Origin of the sequence: Hymenobacter volaticus (assembly GCF_022921055.1) — a bacterium.
GTDB lineage: Bacteria > Bacteroidota > Bacteroidia > Cytophagales > Hymenobacteraceae > Hymenobacter > Hymenobacter volaticus.
The window spans coordinates 1,776,067-1,798,137 of sequence record NZ_CP095061.1; the positions used below are offsets into that span (position 1 = coordinate 1,776,067).

A 22,071-nucleotide genomic window follows, 5' to 3' on the forward strand; every position below is an offset into this window, starting at 1 on the left:
CCTAGTCTATTAATATTATAACCTTGACCGTAAGAAGTTGTATAAGTAATGGACCTGCTAAAAATTGATGAAACTCCGTTGATTTCCGTGATTATTCCGTGTTATAATCATGGTTCATATTTATCAGAGGCTTTAGCCAGTGTCCAGCAACAAGATTATCCTGCTATTGAAGTCATAGTGATCGATGATGGTTCGACAGACATAACCCGGAGTGTAGCACAAGATCACCCATGGGTTAAGTACATTTACCAAAATAATCAAGGCTTATCGGCGGCGCGTAATAAGGGTATAGTGCACAGTAATGGTCAATATCTGCTATTTCTTGACGCTGACGATTGGCTGCTGCCAAATGCGTTAAACATAAATGTTCAGTATTTACAAGCAGACCCTAGCTTGGCTTTCGTTTCAGGTGGGCATTACAAAGCCCTAGTAGCTAGGGGTATTACAGAAAATCACACTCAAAAGGTGACTACTCATCATTACGAATATCTGCTTCGCGGTAATTATATAGCTATGTTAGCTGCAGTGATGTTTCACCGCTGGGTATTCGAGTCTTTTGCATATGATATAACGCTAAAAGCAGGTGAAGACTACGATTTATACTTGAAAATTACGCGCCTTCATCCTGTTGCTCACCACACTCACCCGGTAGCAGTATATCGAATTCATGACTCTAACATGTCTAGCAACATTCCTCTTATGCTTCAAACAATTCTATCTATTCTCACCAAGCATCATCAGTATCTGCGAACTGATGATGAGCGTAAGGCTTATTCTCAAGGAAAACAGGGTTGGAAAAATTATTACTGTAATGCAATTTATCATAAACTTCAGTTAGCACCTAGCAAAGTGAATATGAAAGAAGTAAAAACGTTATTAGTATTCAAGCCTTCTTTGCTTGGCTTAAAATTATTGTTGCTGCCTTTTAAATTTATAAGAAAGAATTTATAAAATATATCTTAATTTCCTTAAAATTTTATTTCCAATAGTTCTTGAAACTTGTATTATTTTGTTATTATTGATGGTAATTTTGATTAATTCATAACGGAAATATTTTATAATCTCATCAATTTTATTTGAATATTTAGGGTCTTCTACCTTTTTGATAACTTTTAAAAAAGTTATTACTTTGGTAAAATTATAGTAATCAGACTGTCCTGAATATGCTCCACCATCATGAACTCGATAAGCGCCCATCACATCTCTAAAATACTTTGCCTTGCCATACCTGCAAAAAACGAAGTATAATCCTAAGTCGGGATAAGGTAAGCTAAAAACCCATGTAGGTAGGTCATCAATTGGGATATTTCGATGTACGACAGAAAGTGACGCCACAGGATTTATTCTTTTAGTGATAAAATCACTAACGGTTAGTACATCATTTGCATTTAGCATTAAAGGGTCTTTAGATATATAAGAATAGGTCTTAGTCTGAACACGCACTCTATGAAAGCAAAAGGAGAATTCCGGGTTATTTTCTAAAAAGCTTACTTGCTTTTGGAGTTTCATAGGATCAAGCCAGAAGTCGTCTCCATCCAGCCATGCCACATATCGCCCCTTGCAGCGTTGATATGATGCCCACATCATGGGTATCATCCCCAAATTCACATTAGGCAAAAACAATTGAATTTTTCCTGGATACTTAGCTTGATAATCAAGAACAATTTCCCTAGTGCCATCAGTTGAGCAATCTTCGCCAATAACTACTTCATAAGTAAAAGTAGTCTGCTGCATTAAGACGCTTTCAATTGCATCAGCAATAAAGTGTTTGTGGTTGTAGGTGGTAATCCACACACTAACATCAACCATGTTTTGACGGCAAATTAATTGTCAATTACGTGAAGTGGTAATAATAACATAGGTAGTTTAATTCAGTTCTTTATACCGTAATACATGCCTCTGCCGAATAAACCTTGGGCATCGTATTGCACTTTTATGCCCGCGGTTTCAATGATGTCTCTATATTCGGAATCAGTCCACAGACCCATCACGTGGCTTTCTGTAAAACTATTCACACCTTCTTTTGTTCCTACCAAATAGTTAATGTCAAATATCGACGTGCGTCCGCGTAGCTGACTAGTGTACATCCAAGCAATTTTTAGATTGGGTTGATCAACAAAATTGGCTGTAATTCTATTGACCCAATAATTTTCGGGTGTGATCCATGGTTCTATAACCAACAGACCACCAGAATTTAAATGCTGAGTGAAACACGTAACTGCTTTGCGCAAATTTTCCAAGGTTTGTACGTAACCAATTGAACTAAATAAGCAAACCACCACATCAAAAGCGCTCGGCAATCGAAAGTCACTCATATCCCCTTGGTGCAATGGGACCATTGGGCAGCGTTTGTGAGCTACGGCAAGAAGTTCCGGATTTAAGTCCAAGCCAGAACAAGAGTAATGATGCTGTAGATACTCTAAGTGCTTACCCGTTCCACAAGCTACATCCAGTAAGCTTTTCGCATGAGGAACATGTTGCTGAATGAGCTCATGCAATGAATTGCAAGCTTCTCCGTAATCTTTAAAATGATATAAAGCATCATAATATTCAGCCGTCTTTGTAAACATGTAGGTTGTGAAGTGAAACTGTGTAACTTATCTACGGCTAGCTAACAGTCTGCCGCAACTTAAGCTTAGTACTAATTTACTCTTTCGAATAGAATTGTAAGAGCTAGCTTCATGCCACGGACATTTGTGAACAAAAATTAAGCACTCGTGAAGCTCATCTTTGTGCTGAAGCTCTTAGCGTAGCTTACATAATATTAAAAATCTAATTAATGATTATATGTATTGGTGAGCAAGATCATCTCGTTTCTATCTCATATAATACAATAAGACAGTGAATGGCATGCCGCGTCTGACTTGATAAAATGCTTATATTTTCTGGCTGAAGCGTCGATAAGCAGGGAAATATCCTGTTCTATCGGCGGGATCAACTTTTGCCTGCTCACACAGGGTATTATAAAGTTTCTCTCGATATACTTGCTTTAGGCACCTCAATGGCAAGTCTAAAGGACCAAAGCGTTGCTTGAAACTGGCAATGGAATCACCCGGATTCACTCCACCGCCTAGATTTAAGTAGGGGATTCCCTTTTCTTTTAGGCACAAAGCACTGTGCCAGAGCAAAGGCGTAGTCTGGTTCTCATAGCCAGGCAATGACAAGTTGAACAAGTATTCGCCCATGTAATCAGTGTAAGCTAAAACGACTACTGCTTTCACTTGACTATTCTCAGTATATCCAATAAGTAAAACTTTTTCATTATCGACTAGCGCTGAAAGAGTTAATAATGAAAAGTTGTAAATATTCGCCGCTGTTTTGCTAGCAAAAAAAGAGTGATAATTCGAAATAAAAAAATCTTTTAAAGCTAATTTATCAAAAGAATATAGATGCTTTTGATTTTCGAAATCTTTTAGTTGCCTTTTTCTATTCTGCGAAAGTTTCTGGTAAAGTTCGTTAACACTCAGCTGCAAGTTCACTACATACAGCCTATTGGGGACAAAAATGTCTTCTAGATTCAATTCCACCTGAGTTCCAAGTACTGGATTCAGCGCTATATATCCACATACATACCCGGTCTGTACAGCAAAGCGACGCCAAGCAAGCATGAAATTTACAAATGTTCCTGTTCCCACAAATCCAGAAAATCCGTAGGGCGTCACTACATCAGTATATCCCTGATAAGTCCGTTCTGCAAGTGGAAAAACGACTTTTGCCTCGCTGCTTTGCCACACGTGAAGATTTGTAGGATAACCCGTTGTGAGATGCATGGCATAACAACTCTCCCAAGTGTGTCCAAATGCGTGAGGTACATTTTGTAGAGCAGCCTGCCACTGAATTGGGTCAGATAAAGGAATCAACTTTTGGCTTACTACAGCGAAATCTTCCATGATTGAAACCTTATATCAACCTGTATTGCAAGAGCATTTGACTGATTTGCTCTGGAGAATTATGCATTAAAACGTCTAGAATAGAAAGACCGGGCACATGATCCGACGAGAACTGCTGATACACAGGCAGGCCTGGCTCCAGAAAAAGAAGGCGGACTCCATACTGCTCGAATAAGGCTGCTTGATACAATGATGCCCCACCGACGAGATTAACGTACTCGCTGGCTTGTTCTTGAAGGCAGATGTCAATGATTGTGTTTTGAGCACGCAAATGCTCGTTGCCATACTTTGCAGAAGTGGATATTATTTTCGTATGGATGCCAAGGTACTCCAGCACGTGCAACAATCCGCTGTATACAAGTCCTGAAATATGCGTTTCATTAGAAGTGAGTACTTTATACACCATCGGAAAAACTCTTTTAAAATAAGGAGCTTTAGTATAAGAGACTTCTATTGTTCTCAGTAGTTTAATTTGCCATTTAATAGCGTATGAAATTTCAAGGTCTTTAATTAGCCTGTTCTGCGAGGCCTTTCTTAGAGGAACGGTAAAATAAACAGCTTGATTATTCACTAGTAATCGATTACGATTTATCCACCCTTTGTTGATATAGTGTACGCTATCAAAAAGAACGAATTTGTCTACTGCCGCAATCAACTGAAAGTACCCTAAATATGGAAAAATATAGGGTTGCATTATTGCAATACGCATCTTACAAACATATAATAATACTTACAATTAGCTGAACCTCTGCAAAAGTCAAATCATGCGAGAGTAGCAGACAAAGAATGAGCTGAGAAATATTTTGGGCAACCGTTGCTTTTTTGAGCGTCACATAATTTAGGTTCATAAGAGCCGGATAAAAATAGCATCACGGGAAAATATGTTGCTCGTTGAGTGCTAGTATTACCGATGCTAGTGTTTTCTCATCTGAAAAAAGAACGGGATAATATGCATAGTTGTAGCTTGTTTCAGGGCCAGTTATCGGCCGAGTTAAGCTATAGCCTAGTAGAAACTGATTGTATAGTTCGCTTAGTTCTTTACGATATTGTATAAGTTCCTTCACCTTGGGGAGCATGCAGAGGCCCATTGCGGTATGAAGTTCAGAGTTTTTGCTGTTGATGCCTAGGCCCCAATAATGCTTCAGTCCGTCGTGCTCAAAATTAGCCATACATGAAATTGTAAAACTAAAACGTCATCAGTCACAATTGCATTGCCCTCACCTATATAACATAACTTGGTAGCGTGGAAGCCTAAAGTGGAAACTTGCCCAAAGTTTAAAATTGACTGCAATTTACGTTTAACCCCGAAGCGATGAGCCACATCATAAATAAGTTTCAGATTGTCCTTCTGCGCTATAACCTAAATAGCTTATGTTGCGCATGGATTGCCGTATACATTCGTGACTATAATTGCACTAGTTTCGATCGTAATTCCGCGCTTTACTAAAGCCGGCTCAAAGCGTAACGTTGAGAAGTAAATATAAAAAATGGGGCGACAATTTTCCAAACTAATACTGGAAGTGGTAGCAACTTAGCAGACATTGAGTGCAATGGTTTAAGTTAATTTAAATTAACATTATTTGTGTAATAAATTTAGGCTGCGGATATTTCACTATAGTGTAACTAATTTTACTTATTGAAGCTGATTTGACATAGGTATCTATTAAGATAAGCAACCTTTTCTTTCCTCACAGCTAATGGATATCAATTACATCATTCTAGCTCACAAGAACCCTGAGCAGGTAGGACGGCTAATAAGTAGGCTAAGCACAAGTAATACCCGTTTCTATATCCACGTAGATAGTAACAGCGCAATAGAGCCTTTCAAACAGCAACTCGCGACTACTAAACATTGTTTCCTTTTAGAGAATAGAGAAAAAGGCACATGGGGCGACTTAGGCATTGTTAAAGCGACAATTCATGCCTTGCGAAAAATTATTAGAGATCACCGTAGAGGCTATTGCGTCTTGTTGAGCGGACAAGATTATCCAATAAAACCCAATAAAAAAATAGAAAGCTTTCTAACTATTCATCAAGGTACAAGCTTTGTTAGTGCATTTGCCTTGCCAAAATCATCATGGGATTACGGCGGAATGAATAGAATAGAGTATTATAAATTCAATCTATCTGATAATAGGGGAGATTATCTCATGTTACCATATGTTTTATCAAAGGAGTTTTTGAGAAAGTGGGTTCATTATGTCCATACTGTTAGAAAGTTAGTTCGGCTAAAGAGGTATCCTTGGGAAATATTGAAAAAGAGACGTTTTCCTAGGTATATGCAGCCATTTGGGGGTAGCCAGTGGTGGGCTATTCCGGTCGAGGTAGCAGAGAAATTATTGTTTTTTTTCGACCATAATCCGAAGTTCTTATCCTACCACCAGTACACGCTTTTACCAGATGAAATAGTTTTTCAAAGCTTAGTTAAGCATCTTCATATAACACCAATAAAGCCATCCATAACTTACGTTAATTGGGAAAGGCCAAACGTAGTCCTGCCAGTTACGTTCAATGAAAATGATTTTCAAGAATTATTGAGTCAGCCGGAGGAAATGCTTTTCGCAAGAAAATTCGATGCCGAGAACGAGCCAAAGATCCTAGACTTAATAGATCAATTCTTATTGACTGGTTAGAAAATGTGAATAGAGTAGAATACTTTGGTTCAATGAGATGAAGCAGACCTATCTGTTGCTACCCTTGCTAAATACGAAAAGCCTTTACAATATGGATGCTTTATATGAAGATCGAAGAGTAAATTATTTGCTCCATTATCGTATTGATATGAATATCGGTTCACAACATGTTAGGCTAGTTATTAACTTGTCTCCTACAAATCGTCGGTGGATCGGTTGCTCGATATAAGTATAAAAGAATAGAGCAGCTACATAGAAATAATAAAAATCAGCAGAATATTTCCAATGATGTACTCTTTAAGAAAACGATCTAATACTTATATATGAATTAGAACTTTTATGAAGCGCTGGTAGCAGGAAACACCGCTTCAACTTGCTGAAATTTCCGAAACGTGATTTCTAAAGTGCTTTTATAGCAGGCAAATGCGGGCAAGAAATTCGCGAAACGTGAGAACCGCAGCTTTCTGCCTACAAAGTCATGCGCAAGAAATACACGTCATATATTTGAGTGCTTGGTACGGCGTTGGTGCATCTATACTAATTGATTTATGCCTTACTGAGTGGGCCCGGCGTCAACTCGAGACTCCAGGGTGCGTTGCATTGCTACAGGCACAGCTGATAGCAAATCGTAGCCGGTGGCGGCCTCAATAGCATCGACGGTGGTGCGGTAGCTTGCCCAATCCGTGTTCAGAGAATTGTTGTTCGGTGTGTCGACGGCAATGATGCGCGTGGAACTGTTGACGCGGCTTGCATCATCGGAGCCTTCTGGCAGCACGACGATAACCTTCCAGATGCGTTTCGGTACGGTTATGCGGCCGTTATCCAGCGTCGATTTGGTGCCGTTTGAGCCGGTGCCTCCGGTGCCGTACTGCCCCATGATAATGTAGAGCTCGTTGCCGACCTTGGCAAGCGTGCGGCAATATTCCTCCAAGTCGCCCCAGGCCTGCTGATTGTTGTTGGGGGCCTGCGGTATCATGTTGGTCATCAAGAAGGTAGCAGAGTTGTCGGCTACCGTTTTGGTGCGGTCGGCAGAGGGACAGTTGTGGCCCCGGTCGAAGCCGGAACCCGTGTAGCTGCTGCTCTGTGCTTGGTACCAACCGGTTGGTAGAGAGGCATCGGCCCGGAAATCATCCTGACGTGCTGCGCTGCCTAGCCACTCGGTACTGAGGTGCCAGCTTACCCAATTCGGAATGCCCCGGTCTCGGTGGTAGGAGAGAATGTACTGGGGCTTGGTGAGCAGATAGTTGGTAGGTTGATTGACGTCGGCAGTGGCGCCGCTCGGATTGCCTAAGGCCAAGTGGTCGGGGGCTGGTTCGGCGGCATCTTCTGATTCACAACCGGCAACTACTGCCAGTAGCACGCAGGGCAACAAGAAACGAAAGCGGGAGAAAGCTATCATCATAGTGTAAAGGTAAAGCGACACTAGTTAGGTGCCGTTGGGCACATACCAGTAAACTTCCTTCTGGCTGTATTGGAAAATTGAAGTGTGCCTCAACTAATAGATGTAGCTGGGGACGGCTTGTGAAATATAGTTGATGCTGCCTCACTAAAAATGTAGCTTGTCTCGTTAGCTCTGCGCAAAGGATTACTTCCTTTACTAGCCTATCGCCCTTTCACTATTTACTTTCTTATTTATGCTTTCTCGGGTCTTCTTGCTGAGCAGCCTGCTTCTGCTCGGAAAAAATTTTACCGCTGCCGCCCAAACGTCTGCGCCAGTTGAATCCGTAGCACCGGTTGCTTCTGGTGAAACCGCCACAACATCTAGGCCAGTCCTCTTCAAGCTAGGCACGGGATTAATTCGCGGAGCTGAGTTTAGCGGCTATGCCGGGGTAACAGTGCCCTTCGCAATTGGTGCGGAGTACGCAGTGAAGCCAGGTTGGAATGTTTACGTAAACGCAGTCCCAGGCATCAATGCAGGAGGCAGACAAAATTCATTTGACAGGTACAAGTATGTATACTTACGCACGGTAACTGCTGATCTTGGTGTGCGGCGCTATTACAACCAAGAAAAGCGGCGGCAGAAAGGACGGTCTACTGGTCCGTTCAATGGTAATTATGTGGCTTTGCAATCAAGCAGTGTTTGGTACAATAGCTGGTACTATAATAGAGGCTTGCAGTATGATTACAGCACCTTAACTGCTCTCTGGGGAATGCAGCGGCGACTCGGAGGCCACGGATTGGTAGATGCCTATGCCGGGGGAGGTATCGCCAACGATCGACAGCTTTATCATGAATTAATAGGTAATACTTACAGCTATAAGTACAAACGTTTCCCACCAAGACTGGATCTGGAGCTTGGAGTGAAATTAAGTCTAGTATTTTAATCAGTATTGACCCAAAAAAGCCCCCTCTTTGTATAAGAGGGGCTTTTTTGGGTGTATTATTAATTATCTTAACCTGAGAATCAGGTCAAAGACGGTTCATGTTAACACAATCAGAGTGCTCCTCTGTTATAAATAGTACTAGATTGCCTTACAACTGACAGGAGTCTATCTATATCGAATCCGTAGGCACACTACTAGTCTTTACACCGGCAGCGGATTGAGCTGAGGTAAGTTGCGCTGGTGCCAATAGGGGTAGATGGGTGGCGTGTCGCTGGCTTTGTCGAGGCGGGCTACTTGCTCGGGTGTGAGGTTCCAGCCTACTGCGCCTAGGTTTTCGCGTAGCTGTTCTTCGTTTCGGGCGCCAAACACCAGGCTCGTGACGGTGGGGCGTTGCAGCAGCCAGTTGAGCGCCACCTGCGCCACCGACTTATTGGTTTCGGCCGCTAATTCGTCGAGTACGTCTACGATGTTGTATTGCAGTTCTTCCGGCACGTCGGGGCCTTGGCCGCCGCCTTGCTGCAAACGGCTGCTGGCTGGTATAGGCTGGCCCCGCCGCACTTTACCGCTGAGGCGCCCACTTGCCAGTGGCGACCATACAACCGCTCCCACGCCCTGATCCAGTGCCAGTGGCATCAACTCCCACTCATATTCGCGGTTGATGAGCGAGTAGTACACTTGATGCGCGATGTAGCGTGCCCACCCATAGCGCTCCGACACCGAGAGTGACTTCATGAGGTGCCAACCCGAAAAGTTGGAGCAGGCGATATACCGTACTTTGCCACTCTGCACCAAGTCGTCGAGTGCCCGTAGCGTTTCCTGAACCGGGGTGCGCCCATCAAATCCGTGCAGATAATACACGTCGATGTAATCGGTTTGCAGGCGGCGTAGGCTGTCCTCGCAGGCTTTGACTAGGTGTAGGCGCGAAGAACCGAAGTCGTTGGGGCCTTCACCCATCGGGAAAGTGGCTTTGGTGCCAATTAACACCTCTTGACGGCGGCCATTTAGCGCCTCCCCAAAAATTTCTTCGGCCATGCCCTGCGAGTAGACGTTGGCCGTGTCGAAGAAGTTGACGCCTGCTTCCAAGCAAATATCCAGCAGGCGGCGCGCCTCGGCTACATCAGTACTGCCCCAGGCTTTGAAAAACTCGTTGCCGCCCCCGAAAGTGGCCGTGCCGAAGCTCAGGACGGGTACGTGCAGTCCCGATGCTCCTAGTTGTCTGTATTCCATGATCTGTCTTGAAGTAGAAGGACAATGGATGCAAGAACAGCTAAGTAGGCACTTGGTTGCAGGCTGAACAGGAAGGTCAGGCCTTATTCTAGTGGCTTTTGATGGCAGAACCGTGACAAGCCACTGATCGGAGGGAGGTACTTACGCAGCCCGCCCTGTGCGTATCTGTCGAGGCTATGCGAGTTTAGCTGCCGCCTTCGCCTTTTTTCTGGTCGTCGTTGCGGATGCTCTTGCGGGGACGGGCCGGGTCGGAGCTGGTAGCGCCAAATTGGTAGTTGAAGCTAAGGCGAATAGCGCGATTGTAAGCATAGGTGTCGCTGCGGAGGGAGTAGCTGTCCGGTACAGCCAAGTCGGCGCGGAAGAGAATGGTGCGGGAAAACGGATTTTCCAGATTGAGTGTAAGGCTGCCTTTCTTCTCGAACAATTCCTTCTTCACCGACAGGGTGTGCGTCTGGAAGCCATTCCCATTCCCTTGCAGGAATATCCGCCGCGAGTTCACGTACATCGAAGCCTGGAAACTGTAGCCGTGCTCGAACGTCCAGGCCGATGACAAGTTGCCATTGTACATCAGGCCCCGGTTGCCGACGTTGAGCAGCGGACTTTTCACTGTCAGGTAGAAGGCGTTAACGGTAGCATTAAGTGTCCACTTTGGGTTAGGCTTCGTGGAGCCCGTCACGCTCAGCCCGTAGGTGGAACGGCGCGCGACGTTCTGAAACGTGTTGTAGAGTACGCTGGTGTTGGTGGTATCGTCGGGGAAAATATCACGGGCAGGCAGCGTAGTAGAAACGTTTTGGATGGCGTTGTTGGTTTGCCGCCAGTAACCCGACAAGTTCAGGGTGCTGCTTTTGTGGCTGGTGCTGTAGCCAAGCTCGTACGCATCGGTTAGCTCAGCGCGCAGATTAGGATTGCCGGAGGAAGCCGAACGGCCGTTGTTTACATTCAGATAAGGGTTGAGCAGCCAGATTGAGGGCCGCTGAATGCGCCGGGTATAGCTGACTTTCAGTTTCTGCGCAGTGTTGGCGCCGAAATCTCGCGAGAAAAGCAGGTTCGGAATAATGTTGGTGTATTGCTGCCGCACGCTGGCTTCAGTGCTTACAAAGTCGCCGGTTACGCGAGTGTGCTCCACCCGAGTTCCAGCCTTGAAACTGTACACTTTGCGCAGACTAAAGCCATATGACAGGTAGCCCGCGTACACATCCTGGTTGTAATCGAACTGATTGGAGCGGGAAGGGACTAACACCAAGCCCCGGCCATCGAGGCTATCGGCTTCAATAACATAATCGCTGCCCGCCGTGCGCAGAATAGCTTTGCTGCCTACTTCCAGCAAGCCGGTGCTATCAGTGGGTTGGGCGTAATCTACCTGGAGGGTTAGCTCTCGGTTGCGGCTGGTATTCACGTTGGTTTCGCGGTAATCGATGCCTTCGCCGCGGGTTTGGTCTAGAAAATACGCTTGCCGACCAACGCTTGTGCTTAGCAAACCAAGCACGCTCAGTTCTTGCCGCGGCCGCTTGCCGGTGTGCGTGTACCCGGCATTCACGTCCACGCTCGGAAAGCGGTTGTTGGCGTACGGCCACTCGATGTCGCGGCGGTATACCTCGTCGAGTACGCCCGGAGCCAAGTAGGAAGAAGCAACCGTGCGGGTGCCGCGGTAGCGAAACAACTCGGTATTAGCGCCAAGCGTGAGCACGTCTTTCTCGGTGAGGTCGTAGTCGAGATTCAGACGACCAGTAAGACCTTGGTTGTAGTTACGGGTAAAGGTGCGCTGGTTGAGTTCGGCAAACTCGGCGGGCGCCAGCACGTCGGTCCGTCTGATAACGCTGCGGTAGCGGTTGTAGTAAGCCGCCAGCCCTAGCTCCGAAGTTACGGCCAACTTGCCGCGACGGCTGTTGAGGCTGGTATTGAGGCTGTTGTTCATATTGCCCACAGTGCCTGTAAAAGAGCCCGTAGTGCCCGAAGCGGCATTCTTTTTCAGGATGATGTTGATGATGCCGCCCGAGCCTTCGGCATCATACTTAGCCGAAGGGCTAGTAATAACTTCCACCGATTTCACTTGATCGGCGGGCAGGCGGCGCAGGGCGTCGGCAATATTGTTGGCGAGCATGCCGCTGGGTTTGCCATTGATAAGCACCCGCACGCTGGTTGAGCCGCGCAATTCCGGGTTGCCATCGGGGTCTAGGCTGAGCATCGGCACTTTCTTAAGGAGGTCGGCGGTGGTACCCCCCGTGTTGCTTTGGTCTTTTTCGGCGTTGTAGACCAGGCGGTCGGCCTTGTTTTCGATAAGCTCCCGCTCTCCAGTCACTTTCACTTCGCCGAGCTGCTGCGCAGTAGGCAACAGCAAGATGGTTTCCAGCTTCGGTGCGCCACTACTTCCCACCTGAATATGCTCCACGACCTTGGTTTCGAACCCAACGAAGGTGATAGAAAGCTTGTACTCGCCGGCAACTACTTTCGAGAACGAGAACTTTCCTCCCGTATCGCACACGCTGCTGGCCACCACAACCCCCGACACCTGGTTGAGCAAGGCCACGGTAGCAAACTCAACAGGCTGCTTGCTAGTAGCATGAAGGACGGTACCTGTCAGGTGCCCTTGACTGGTCGCATTAGAAGCAGCGCTAGGCGCTTGGCTTTGGCCTAGGAGCGGCTGGCGGAGGACCAGCAGTGCTATAATAGGTAGCAAGTATTTCATAATGAATGCTTTGTCGATTTTTGGCGGCTTCAGAAAGGGCACGCGGATGAGCTGCTGCCAGCAGCAGAGCAGGCAGAGAGGGAAGACCAGTAGCAGGGAAAGCGGCTTTAAGCCCGCGCAAGACAGCAACCAAAAAGCCCTGTATGGCTACTTAGCTTGCTCATAGAAACAATGGTGTACACCAGCGGTGTGGAGTTGCTTGCAGGAAATCGAATTAGGTGGTACTTCGATTTGCTGCTGGGTACGGTGCGAGAAGGAGGTGTTTTCCGGAAGTTGACATGAATACCTCTGCTCATGTCAAACGTTACAGGCAACAGCAAACTTTTTTGTTGCTGTCTCTAAAAAGTAGGCTATAGCCTTCCCTGCGCCCAATTTCGCTGTGCATCCGCTGCTGCACAAAAGGCTATCCGTGTCAATTCATTCCGCAAACCGGTAAGCTTTTAGCGTAGAGGAAGCGAGGAAACCTGGGGAATAAGGTTGTCCACGCTTTAGCCTTGAATCGTTCAAAGACAATGCTCCATTAGTTGCTGAACTTGTGATGTATAGTTCCAGACAAGATTAGCCGCTTCTATTCTTCAACATTCTTGTTCACCCTATGCATACGCTTTATTTAGTGGCCGTACTTCCGCCCGAACCAGTGTTCTCGCAAATCTGGGCCCTGAAGCAGGAAGTACACAAAATCACGGGTAGCCGCAACGCCGTGCGCTTGCCGCCGCATATCACGCTGATACCGCCCGTTCGCCAGCCCGACGAGTTTGAAACCAAATGCACAGCCGCCCTCACCGATTTTGCGGCCACTCAAACAGCATTTGCAGTAGGCCTGCAAGATTTCGCCTGGTTTGGCAACCGTACGCTATTTGTACACGTGAGCGAAGCTGCGCCCATAAAAGCCTTCCACGCCGCCCTCACCGACTGGTGCGCCACCCATTTACCCGAAGCACCGCGCGAAAAACGGCCGTTCACGCCGCACCTAACCTTAGCCACCCGCGACCTGCCCGCCGCACAAGTACCCGAACTGCGTCAGCTTTTTGCGGCGCGTACGTACGCCGCCACCTTCCCAGTGCAAGCCCTCACATTATTCCGGCATGATGGCCGGCAATGGCAGCCACGGGCAACCATTGACCTACCGCAAGGCGCACAATCCTAAAGCAGTTACCCGTCTTTGATAAGAGGGGCTGTACCATGCCTACTGCTATTCTAAGAGTAGTAATCTGCTAGATGTCAGGCGTATTAGGCCCGTGTCCTAGTCGTTTCGGGGGTTGTAGGCCGTGGCATCCGGGTGGAAGGGGCTACTAATGGCAGGCAAATGGTAAACTCTGTGTATTGCCCTTCTTGACTTTCGACGCTCAGCGTACCGCGGTGGCCCTTCGTGATAATGTCGTAACTCAATGAGAGGCCTAAACCTGTCCCTTCACCAGTGGGTTTCGTAGTGAAAAAGGGTTCGAAAATCCGTCCTCGCACGGTGCTCGGAATGCCATTGCCATTGTCGCGGACCCGAATCAAGACAGACTTCTCGGTTTGCTCGGTCCGTATACTCACTTCTGGCTGGAAGCTTTCTCCTAGCAATCGGCGCTTCTCCGCTACAGCATAAAAGGCATTGGTGAGCAGGTTTATTAGTACGCGGCTTAAGTCTTGGGGCACCACGCGCAAGGTGGGAAGGTGAGGAGTGAAGTGCGTAGTCAGGGTAGCGCTAAAATCCTTGTTGACGGCCAGCCAGCCGTGGTGCGCCAAGCGCAAACATTCATTGACAAGCGAATTCAAGTCAGTTTCCTGCGCCTGTCCACTACTGGCCCGGGAGTGCTCTAGCATTCGCTTCACAATACGGTCGGCACGGCGGCCGTGCTGGCTAATGCTTACCTGACCCTGCGTGAGTTCCTTAAGCAACTGGTTGATGGTGGTTCTGCCTTCTACCGATAACTCTTCTTTGGCTAGTTCTTCTTGCAATTCGTTTACCAACTCCACGCTCAAATCCGAGAAGTTGGTAATGAAATTCAATGGGTTTTGCATTTCATGGGCTACGCCAGCCGTCAATTGGCCTAGCGAGGCTAGTTTTTCGTGTTGTACTAACTGAGCCTGCGTTGCTTGCAACTCCGTGAGGGCCTGATCGAGGTCGTCGCGGTGGGCGGCTATTTGCTGGTTTTTTTCGTTGAGGTGCTGGTTGGTTCGCTGTTTCAAGAACACGTTGCGTAGCAATAGCCCAGCCAATAAGATCACGCCCCAAGGCCAGCCAACAAGGCGTAAAGCTGCTGCCGCTGCCGGACAGCTGTTTGGGCCTGAAGCTGACGGGTTTTGTTGAGCAAAGCAATCTGGGCCCGTTTGCGGTCTAGCTCGTAGCCGTAACGCAAGGCGCTGGTTTTGCGCTGGGTATCTTCCCCGAAAAGCGTATCGTTGTACGCCATTTGCAGGTTGCGGTAGCGGTAGGCTTGCTTGAAGCTTTGGCGCTTGGCGTAGGCTTCGGCCAGCAATTCACTAGCGTCCCTGATGTTGCTGTTACTACGTGTTTGTTGGCTTAGCTGTAAGGCGTGATGAGCCAATAAGAGCACGCTATCCGTTTGGTTGGCAAGCAAATAGGCTTGGGCTAGCATCAATTCCACCAAGGGCAAGTTGTAGTCGTCGTGGGTGGCGCGCACCAACTGGCGGGCCCGTAAGCCGTGAGCTAGTGCTTCGGCTTGGTTTCCCTGCTGGCCATACACTTGCGCCAAGTTGATTTCATCGGAAATCTCGCCGCTGACGTTGCCTAGTTGTTTGCTAAGGTTCAGAGACTGTTTGTGATAAGAAAGCGCTTGCGGCCATTTTTCAAGTGTTTGATAGGTGTTGCCCAACCCGTTCAGAGCAATTAATACTGTTTGCGGGTCCTCAAGGCGTTGGGCGTTGCTTAGCGCAGTTCGGAGCACAGACAGCGCCGCCGCGTAGTCACCTAGCTGGTTGTAAATGTTGCCCATGTTGATTTGCAACCGCGTGCGGGTCAGCAAGTCACCAGTCCTTTCTGTGAGCGGCAAACCTTTCAAGGCAGAAGATAAAGCTGCTACATAATTGCCTTGCAACAAGTCAATCCAGCTCATTTGCAGCCACACTCTAGCCAGCCCTTCTTGATCGGCACGCTTGCCGAATGCGCGCTGAGCGCGCTGGGCGTAACGCCGCGCCACGTCGTAGTTTGTCTGACGCCGGTAGATAACACTCAGCGCCAACACGGCCTCGGCTTCGCCATCGCTGTAAGCAAGCTTGCGGGCGAGAGTTAGTGCCTCCTCGTTCAATTGGGTGGCTTGCGGAATATCTCCTACTCGTACCGCGTGGGCTAGAGCTAGCAAGCGCTGTACCCGAACCGTATCAGCACGGGGCTGAGTACGTAGCAACAGACGCAAACTGTCGGCGGCAGTAGGCGCTTGACCAACTGCCAACGGAGGCCACACTGTAAGGCTCATCAGTAGGAAGGCTACTAACTGCTTCATGCAGGCGGACGCTAAAAGTGGGGATGTAGCAGCCTATGCTAAGGAGCAGATTGGATAAGCCGCCGGACTATTACTCGTCGGTAGGTTCTGCTGAAATATTAGCTTGCTCTACACTATCGAAGGGAGGATTATGCAGCACCCCTCCATTCATCGTGATTGGGCCTGCCTCAGACTCTTCTTGGCTTGGTGCATCCGAAGCTGGTTGGGCTAAGTCAGATGCATCCAGATTCGAATCGTGAATGCTTGAAGCGTTTGTTTTAGGAAACGAGGATGTTGCCATCGTGATGGTATATTATGCCGGTTTGTATTAGGAGACAACGCGTTCAGAGGTGTTTGCATGTCTACTGATTGTCAAAAGCTGTAGACAATGCGTGCCGAATATTAATAAGGCGGATTATGAATTACGCCGCCCTTCCTTGCAATTAGTCTTTTGCTAGTGAATCTAAATTCAGCTAACCGGATAGTAGAATCTATTGGCTCATCGTCTTTGATAGCGATGATCTTAACGTCATGCGGTTTTCCGGCCACTTTGTCTTCAGATAGCAGATTGTATATAGTATCAACGTCTTCCTTCCTTTTTACATCAACGAAAGTAACCTCATCGGTTGACGGCCTATCACTCTTAATGACATAGAGCAGTTCTTGGCCGCCTTCCAATTGAAAAACAGCTACAGGTGGTCCTGATGGCTCAGGTTTCTGCCCCAGTTTTACGCTGAAAGCGTCGACGTAATCTTGCCATTCATCTGATGCTACAGGAAATTTGATAACTGAGGCCATAGTTAGAGCATAAGTAATAATTATGAATATTAATGTATACTTATTTAAAGAATAATGCAAACGTATATAGTTATAGTTAATAATCTAGCTCAATCGTACTAACATATACCTATTTGCCTTTAGGATACATAGCGTAGCTCTATAGCCCGATGGGGCATGGTAAGTTTTGCTCCAGTAGTGCAGCCAATACGTGGGTCTCTCGTATCCTAAGAAGAGCAATTGCCTAGACAAGCAGCGGTTACTTGCAGTGGAAATAAGTACTAGGTCGCGTACCCATTTGAGCTTTGGGTAGGCATGAGCTTCTACACTCCACGAAAGGATTGAAAGGCGAATTTTATGGTCTGGAGTTTCAGCGTAAAAACCCAGCGCAAGCAGGTCAAATCATCAGCTTTTATCCTTGCGCTGAAAAAAAAGCTTAAAAATTGAGACTGTACGCAAAGTAGTGTTGAAGGTTAGATAATTAATTGAATGTCAGTGCATTAATTGGTAGAAAAAATGCTAGATATAGGAGGGCTAATACATCGTATTGAAAGAAATATGTGGTTTTTTTCACAGGTTTTATATCAATTTCACAAGAACGTACGTAGAAGGGCTTCACAAACATCAGGTGCCTGTTCACCGTCCACCTCATCATCATCACACAAGACCCCTATGAAACAGACTAAGAATTCAGCCTGGACCATCCGTGTAGTTGCTCTTCTCTTCAGTGCCGGTGCGGCCCTTTCTTCTTGCACGAGCACCAGCACCGATACTCCAGCCAGCTCCACTTCGGGTAGTGATACTGGAACGACTACAACAGGAACCAGCACTTCTGGCACCACCGACGGTACTTCTACCAGCGGCTCTACTACCACCGGCACGACTACTTCCGGCACGACCTCGGGTGCTACTACTGGTACTACCTCCGGTACTACTTCGGGTAGCACTACGTCGGGCACAACTGGTACTACCACTTCAGGTACTACTGGCGGTACTACTACTCGCTAATTACACTCCTACTCTGTGCCACATGGCATAGTTGCAAACGCAAAAAAGCCACCCATTCGCTAGGAATGGGTGGCTTTTTATTTAAAAGGATTTCTCACGCCGTCGGCTGAATGCTTGCTCTTTAAGTAAGAAACAAAATGGCTGTGGCTAGAACAATACTTCTCTATGCAATTCACAGACATGATTGCATGGAGAAGCATCATAAAAGCTTAATAGTGAGTGCGAAAACAGATAGAGCTGAACTTTCGTATGCACTCATTGCCTATGGGTTTATTTGACATAGGTAGTCATACTTTGATTCTCTCACAGTTTACATGTCATTCCATGAAAAAGACACTGTTCACCGCCGCCCTTGCTGCTTTCCTAGTTGGTACTGTTGCCCCATCATTTGCTCAAACAGCTCCTGTACAAGGAGATACCACAAAGGTGAAGGCTAATGGCAAGAAAGAGAAGTTGAAAACCACTGATGGCAAGGCCAAAATGAACAACAAAAAAGGCAAGGCTAAAGTGAAGGCAGATAAAGCCAGCTAAGTAGCGGCATAATTGAATTAAGCTGAATAACGTGGCGTGCGCCACCACAGAAAAGGTCATTTCGATGAGACACCACTGCCCTGTTTGGCGGGTGATGCGTTATCGGAATGGCCTTTACTCTTATGGTGTACCGAGAGTGCAATGAGTAGCCGAAGCCGGTTGTGTGCTCAACTCGGTAAAACAAGAGCGGGTTGCCTTACTGGCAACCCGCTCTTGTTTTAAGTTTAACCAGTAAATGATGCAGTCGAATGCTAGCTAGTTGGCTGCGTTGTAGGGCACACCCATGTTCTGGAACATGAATGCCCACTTATCGGTCTGTTCACTGATTACTTGTGCAGTAGAGCGTCCGGCGCCATGACCGGCTTTCGTTTCGATGCGGATCAACACCGGGGCGGCGCCTTGCTGGGTTTCCTGGAGGCGCGAGGCGAACTTAAACGAGTGTGCGGGCACTACCCGGTCGTCGTGGTCGGCGGTGGTGACGAGGGTGGCAGGGTAGTTGGCGGGCTTCAAGGCATGGTAGGGCGAGTACTTGTAGAGGTACTCGAACATCTCCTTGGAGTCCTGAGCGGTGCCGTAGTCGTAGGCCCAGCCGGCACCGGCCGTGAACTGGTTGTAGCGTAACATGTCCATCACGCCCACGGCTGGGAAGGCCACTTTGAACAACTCCGGACGTTGCGCCATCACGGCGCCCACTAGCAAGCCGCCATTGGAGCCGCCCGAAATGGCGAGGTAGTCTTTGGAGGTGTAATTATTCTTGATCAAGTACTCGCCGGCGCCGATGAAGTCGTCGAACACGTTTTGCTTTTGCAACTTGGTGCCGGCTAGATGCCACTTTTCGCCGTACTCACCGCCGCCGCGAAGGTTGGCTACAGCGTAGATGCCGCCGTTTTCAAGCAAGATAATATTGCTGGTACTGAAGCCAGGCGTCATGCTGACGTTGAAGCCCCCGTAGGCATAGAGCAGCGTAGGATTTTTGCCGTTCAGCACCACGCCTTTCTTGTACGTGATAATCATGGGGATGCGGGTGCCATCCTTGGAATTGTAGAACACCTGCTTGGACTCGTACTTAGCAGGGTCGAACTGCACGCCTGCCTTCTTGTACACCGTCGATTTGCCGGTGGCAATATCGTATTTGAAGATGGTAGGCGGGTAGATGTAGGAGGTGAAAGTGTAGTAGGTTTCCTTTTCCTCTTTCTTGCCGCTGAAGCCACTGGCCGAGCCGATTGAGGGAAGTGCAATATCCCGCTCTTTTTTACCGGCCATGTCGTACTGCTCGATTACCGAAGTGGCGTCCTTGAGGTAGACGGCGAATATTTTGCCGCCAGCAGTGTTCACGTCCAGCACATTTTTAGTTTCTGGAATTAGGTTTTTCCAGTTGGTTGACGTTGGGGTAGCGGCGTCTACGGTTACTACGCGGTTGTTGGGCGCGTTGAGGTTGGTGAAAATATAGAGCTTGCTGCCCACGTTGTCGACCACTTGGTTGATGGTCTTCTCGTTGTCTACTACGGGCACAATAGCACTACCGGGCTTGCTCAAATCCTGGAGGTAAAGTTCGTTGCCGGTAGTGGTGTTGCGGGCCGAAATAACCAGAAAGCGCTGATCCTCCGTCACGGAGCCGTTGATGTAGCGGCGAGGAGTTTTTTCACCGCCAAACACAAGCACATCGGTGCTTTGAGGCGTACCTAGCTTGTGGTACATCAATTTGTGCAACTGAGTTTTGCCGGCCAATTTGCTGCCAGCCTTGGGCTTGTCGTAGCTGCTGTAGTAGAAACCTTCGTTGCCCTTCCACGCAGTACCCGAAAACTTTACATCCTTGAGCGTGTCACCCACAATCGACTTGTCGGTGGTGCGCAGCACAATCACCTTGCGCCAATCCGAGCCACCTTCCGAAATCTGGTAGGCGGCTAAGCTGCCGTCTTTGGTGAAGTTGATGCCAGCCAACGACGTAGTGCCGTCTTTCGAGAAGTTGTTGGGGTCTAGAAATACTTCGGGTGCGCCCGCGCCTAGCTGCCGATACAGCACCGACTGGCTTTGCAAACCCGTGTTCTTGCTGAAGTACGTGTATTTACCTTCCTTGAAGGGCGCGCCGTATTTCTCATAGTTCCACAGGGTTTCGAGGCGCTTGCGGATGGCGTCACGGTACGGAATCTGGCTCAGATAATTCTGGGTTACTTTGTTTTCCTCCTGCACCCAACTTTTGGTGTCCGGGGCCTGGTCGTTTTCCAGCCAGCGGTAGGGGTCGGCTACCTTCGTTCCGAAATACGTGTTGGCGGTATCTACTTTCTTGGTTTGAGGGTAGGGCAGAGGCTTGATAACGGTTTGGCTATAGGCCTGTGCACCAGCCAGTAGCACCATACACGAGGTAAAAAGGCTTCTCATAAAGGAACAGTTATGTGAGAGAGTGTCAGAAAAAGCAGCATGCGCTAGGAAAATAGCGGCTACGCTGTAGGTAATGTGTTGCTTGTTGGCTTAGCAACTCAAGCTCGGCGTTAGCGAAAAGGGCGAAGTACGGTATATAGCTGAATGAAAGAAGGTTGTGAGCTGATCTTTAGCTCTGAGTAGAAGGTAGTAGAAGAGAAAAGCTGAAAGCTAAATGAGTTGGAAACTTAGTGCTTCACATTTCTTTTCAAGCAATTTCAAGTACTAAGCAGGTTACTTTTTGAAAGATAGGGTATCAAGGTGATATCAATCCATAGAAAAACCTAACTCCTCTGCCATGAAATTCTCTGTTAAATCCCTACTCGTTCTTGCTGCTTTTGCTCCTTTCGCTTTGACTTCTTGCTCGGAAGCAACTAAAGAAAACGCTGAGGCAACTGCCGAAAGCGCTGCTACGGATGCTGCCAACACCACCGAAAAAGCTGGCGACGCTGTAGAAAACGCTACCGATCAAGCCGCCAACGAAATGGCTCCTGAAGCTGGCGACACGGCCGTAGTTCGCGACCAACCAGCCGACAAAGCAGTGGAAGAGACTCCCGCTAAGCAGTAGTTTAGCTCTACATAGCAACGAAAAAGCCCCTCCAGATTGGTTCTGAAGGGGCTTTTTCGCGTTCAAGACTTTATTGAAGTTATCGAGCGGAAGGATAGTGTTGCACTCCATACCTCGTGCCTATTGCGTTATTCGCTACAGATAGGTTTGCTTATGCATCCGCAACAACTACCGATAAAGCTAAACCGAGCAGCGGTTCAGCTTATGCTTTCTTAGTCATGATTCTCACTGATCGGGATGCCAACTTTGCTTGAAGCTGCGTAACTGAAAAAGCTACTACGCATGACAAGCGAAGGGCATGCATCTACTTCACGCTCACCTTCCTGCTATGAAAAAGTCACTCTTTATCACATTCCTTTCTGCCTGCTTGCTCGGCATGGTGGCGCCTGCTTATGCCCAAACTACGCCAACCCAACCTACTTCCCAAGGCGACACGGCCAAGGTAAGGGAAAGGATGAAAAAAGATCAGAAGAAGTCAGCGGATGGTAAATACATGCTGAAGCCCAAGAAGGCGAAAGGCAAAACCAAGCAGCCCAAAGCCATTGGCGAGTAATAAGCAACTGCGAAAGAAGGCTTCCGCA

Annotated in this window: 22 protein-coding genes; 8 read left to right on the plus strand and 14 right to left on the minus strand. The window is 47.6% G+C overall.

The window, feature by feature from the left end:
* The first annotated feature begins 48 nt into the window (after positions 1-48).
* On the plus strand, positions 49-951 hold the full coding sequence (locus MUN86_RS07695; protein WP_245123741.1) for a glycosyltransferase family 2 protein: 903 nt from the start codon (positions 49-51) through the stop codon (positions 949-951).
* On the opposite strand, the gene MUN86_RS07700 is transcribed toward MUN86_RS07695, so the two are convergent.
* The 6 genes from MUN86_RS07700 to MUN86_RS32285 all read right to left on the minus strand — a co-directional run bounded on the left by MUN86_RS07700 (position 946) and on the right by MUN86_RS32285 (position 5,247).
* The gene (locus MUN86_RS07700; RefSeq protein WP_245123744.1) at positions 946-1,809 is read right to left on the minus strand and encodes a glycosyltransferase family 2 protein; all 864 of its coding nucleotides are present in this window, start codon (positions 1,807-1,809) and stop codon (positions 946-948) included. The two genes, MUN86_RS07695 and MUN86_RS07700, sit on opposite strands and share 6 nt — an antisense overlap.
* A 62-nt stretch (positions 1,810-1,871) precedes the next feature.
* Positions 1,872-2,570 carry a class I SAM-dependent DNA methyltransferase gene (locus MUN86_RS07705; RefSeq protein ID WP_245123746.1) on the minus strand — a complete coding sequence of 233 codons (699 nt, stop codon included), beginning with the start codon at positions 2,568-2,570 and terminating at the stop codon, positions 1,872-1,874.
* 306 nt (positions 2,571-2,876) lie between these two features.
* Positions 2,877-3,890 carry a hypothetical protein gene (locus MUN86_RS07710; RefSeq protein WP_245123749.1) on the minus strand — a complete coding sequence of 338 codons (1,014 nt, stop codon included), beginning with the start codon at positions 3,888-3,890 and terminating at the stop codon, positions 2,877-2,879.
* 10 nt (positions 3,891-3,900) lie between these two features.
* Positions 3,901-4,599, minus strand: coding sequence for a WbqC family protein (locus MUN86_RS07715; RefSeq protein ID WP_245123752.1), 699 nt, complete (start codon positions 4,597-4,599; stop codon positions 3,901-3,903).
* 160 nt (positions 4,600-4,759) lie between these two features.
* The gene (locus MUN86_RS32280) at positions 4,760-5,059 is read right to left on the minus strand and encodes a DegT/DnrJ/EryC1/StrS family aminotransferase (RefSeq protein ID WP_375379476.1); all 300 of its coding nucleotides are present in this window, start codon (positions 5,057-5,059) and stop codon (positions 4,760-4,762) included.
* Positions 5,032-5,247 (minus strand): DegT/DnrJ/EryC1/StrS family aminotransferase, encoded by a 216-nt coding sequence (locus tag MUN86_RS32285; RefSeq protein WP_375379493.1) that lies wholly within the window; start codon positions 5,245-5,247, stop codon positions 5,032-5,034. The genes MUN86_RS32280 and MUN86_RS32285 overlap by 28 nt, the downstream gene beginning before the upstream one ends.
* 340 nt (positions 5,248-5,587) lie before the next feature.
* On the opposite strand from MUN86_RS32285, the gene MUN86_RS07720 reads away from it, so the two are divergent.
* On the plus strand, positions 5,588-6,523 hold the full coding sequence (locus MUN86_RS07720) for a beta-1,6-N-acetylglucosaminyltransferase (RefSeq protein WP_245123755.1): 936 nt from the start codon (positions 5,588-5,590) through the stop codon (positions 6,521-6,523).
* 553 nt (positions 6,524-7,076) lie between these two features.
* Here the strand turns inward: MUN86_RS07720 and MUN86_RS07725 are convergent.
* A complete protein-coding gene (locus MUN86_RS07725) occupies positions 7,077-7,925 on the minus strand; it encodes a DNA/RNA non-specific endonuclease (protein WP_245123758.1) in 849 nt (282 codons plus the stop codon).
* Between the two features lie 232 nt (positions 7,926-8,157).
* Between MUN86_RS07725 and MUN86_RS07730 the strand changes: the two genes are divergently transcribed.
* Positions 8,158-8,847, plus strand: a complete 690-nt coding sequence (locus tag MUN86_RS07730; protein WP_245123760.1) for a hypothetical protein — start codon at positions 8,158-8,160, stop codon at positions 8,845-8,847.
* Positions 8,848-9,048: 201 nt separating this feature from the next.
* On the opposite strand, the gene MUN86_RS07735 is transcribed toward MUN86_RS07730, so the two are convergent.
* A complete protein-coding gene (locus MUN86_RS07735) occupies positions 9,049-10,074 on the minus strand; it encodes an aldo/keto reductase (RefSeq protein WP_245123763.1) in 1,026 nt (341 codons plus the stop codon).
* Positions 10,075-10,258: 184 nt separating this feature from the next.
* Complete coding sequence (locus MUN86_RS07740) at positions 10,259-12,760, minus strand: TonB-dependent receptor (RefSeq protein WP_245123766.1); 2,502 nt, start codon at positions 12,758-12,760, stop codon at positions 10,259-10,261.
* Positions 12,761-13,355: 595 nt separating this feature from the next.
* Between MUN86_RS07740 and MUN86_RS07745 the strand changes: the two genes are divergently transcribed.
* A complete protein-coding gene (locus MUN86_RS07745) occupies positions 13,356-13,907 on the plus strand; it encodes a 2'-5' RNA ligase family protein (protein ID WP_245123768.1) in 552 nt (183 codons plus the stop codon).
* A gap of 83 nt (positions 13,908-13,990) precedes the next feature.
* Here MUN86_RS07745 and MUN86_RS07750 read toward each other — a convergent pair whose 3' ends face one another.
* From MUN86_RS07750 to MUN86_RS07765, 4 genes are all read right to left on the minus strand, one after another.
* Positions 13,991-14,935, minus strand: a complete 945-nt coding sequence (locus MUN86_RS07750) for a sensor histidine kinase (protein WP_245123770.1) — start codon at positions 14,933-14,935, stop codon at positions 13,991-13,993.
* Between the two features lie 35 nt (positions 14,936-14,970).
* Positions 14,971-16,209 (minus strand): tetratricopeptide repeat protein, encoded by a 1,239-nt coding sequence (locus MUN86_RS07755; RefSeq protein ID WP_245123772.1) that lies wholly within the window; start codon positions 16,207-16,209, stop codon positions 14,971-14,973.
* Between the two features lie 70 nt (positions 16,210-16,279).
* A complete protein-coding gene (locus MUN86_RS07760) occupies positions 16,280-16,489 on the minus strand; it encodes a hypothetical protein (RefSeq protein WP_245123775.1) in 210 nt (69 codons plus the stop codon).
* 101 nt (positions 16,490-16,590) lie between these two features.
* On the minus strand, positions 16,591-16,986 hold the full coding sequence (locus MUN86_RS07765) for a hypothetical protein (protein ID WP_245123777.1): 396 nt from the start codon (positions 16,984-16,986) through the stop codon (positions 16,591-16,593).
* A 651-nt stretch (positions 16,987-17,637) separates the two neighbouring features.
* On the opposite strand from MUN86_RS07765, the gene MUN86_RS07770 reads away from it, so the two are divergent.
* Positions 17,638-17,973, plus strand: coding sequence for a hypothetical protein (locus MUN86_RS07770; RefSeq protein WP_245123780.1), 336 nt, complete (start codon positions 17,638-17,640; stop codon positions 17,971-17,973).
* A gap of 264 nt (positions 17,974-18,237) precedes the next feature.
* Positions 18,238-18,504, plus strand: a complete 267-nt coding sequence (locus MUN86_RS07775; protein ID WP_245123782.1) for a hypothetical protein — start codon at positions 18,238-18,240, stop codon at positions 18,502-18,504.
* Positions 18,505-18,759: 255 nt separating this feature from the next.
* On the opposite strand, the gene MUN86_RS07780 is transcribed toward MUN86_RS07775, so the two are convergent.
* On the minus strand, positions 18,760-20,883 hold the full coding sequence (locus MUN86_RS07780) for a prolyl oligopeptidase family serine peptidase (protein ID WP_311181804.1): 2,124 nt from the start codon (positions 20,881-20,883) through the stop codon (positions 18,760-18,762).
* A gap of 337 nt (positions 20,884-21,220) precedes the next feature.
* Between MUN86_RS07780 and MUN86_RS07785 the strand changes: the two genes are divergently transcribed.
* Positions 21,221-21,490 carry a hypothetical protein gene (locus MUN86_RS07785; RefSeq protein WP_245123786.1) on the plus strand — a complete coding sequence of 90 codons (270 nt, stop codon included), beginning with the start codon at positions 21,221-21,223 and terminating at the stop codon, positions 21,488-21,490.
* 328 nt (positions 21,491-21,818) lie between these two features.
* The gene (locus MUN86_RS07790) at positions 21,819-22,043 is read left to right on the plus strand and encodes a hypothetical protein (protein ID WP_245123789.1); all 225 of its coding nucleotides are present in this window, start codon (positions 21,819-21,821) and stop codon (positions 22,041-22,043) included.
* Positions 22,044-22,071 lie beyond the last annotated feature (28 nt).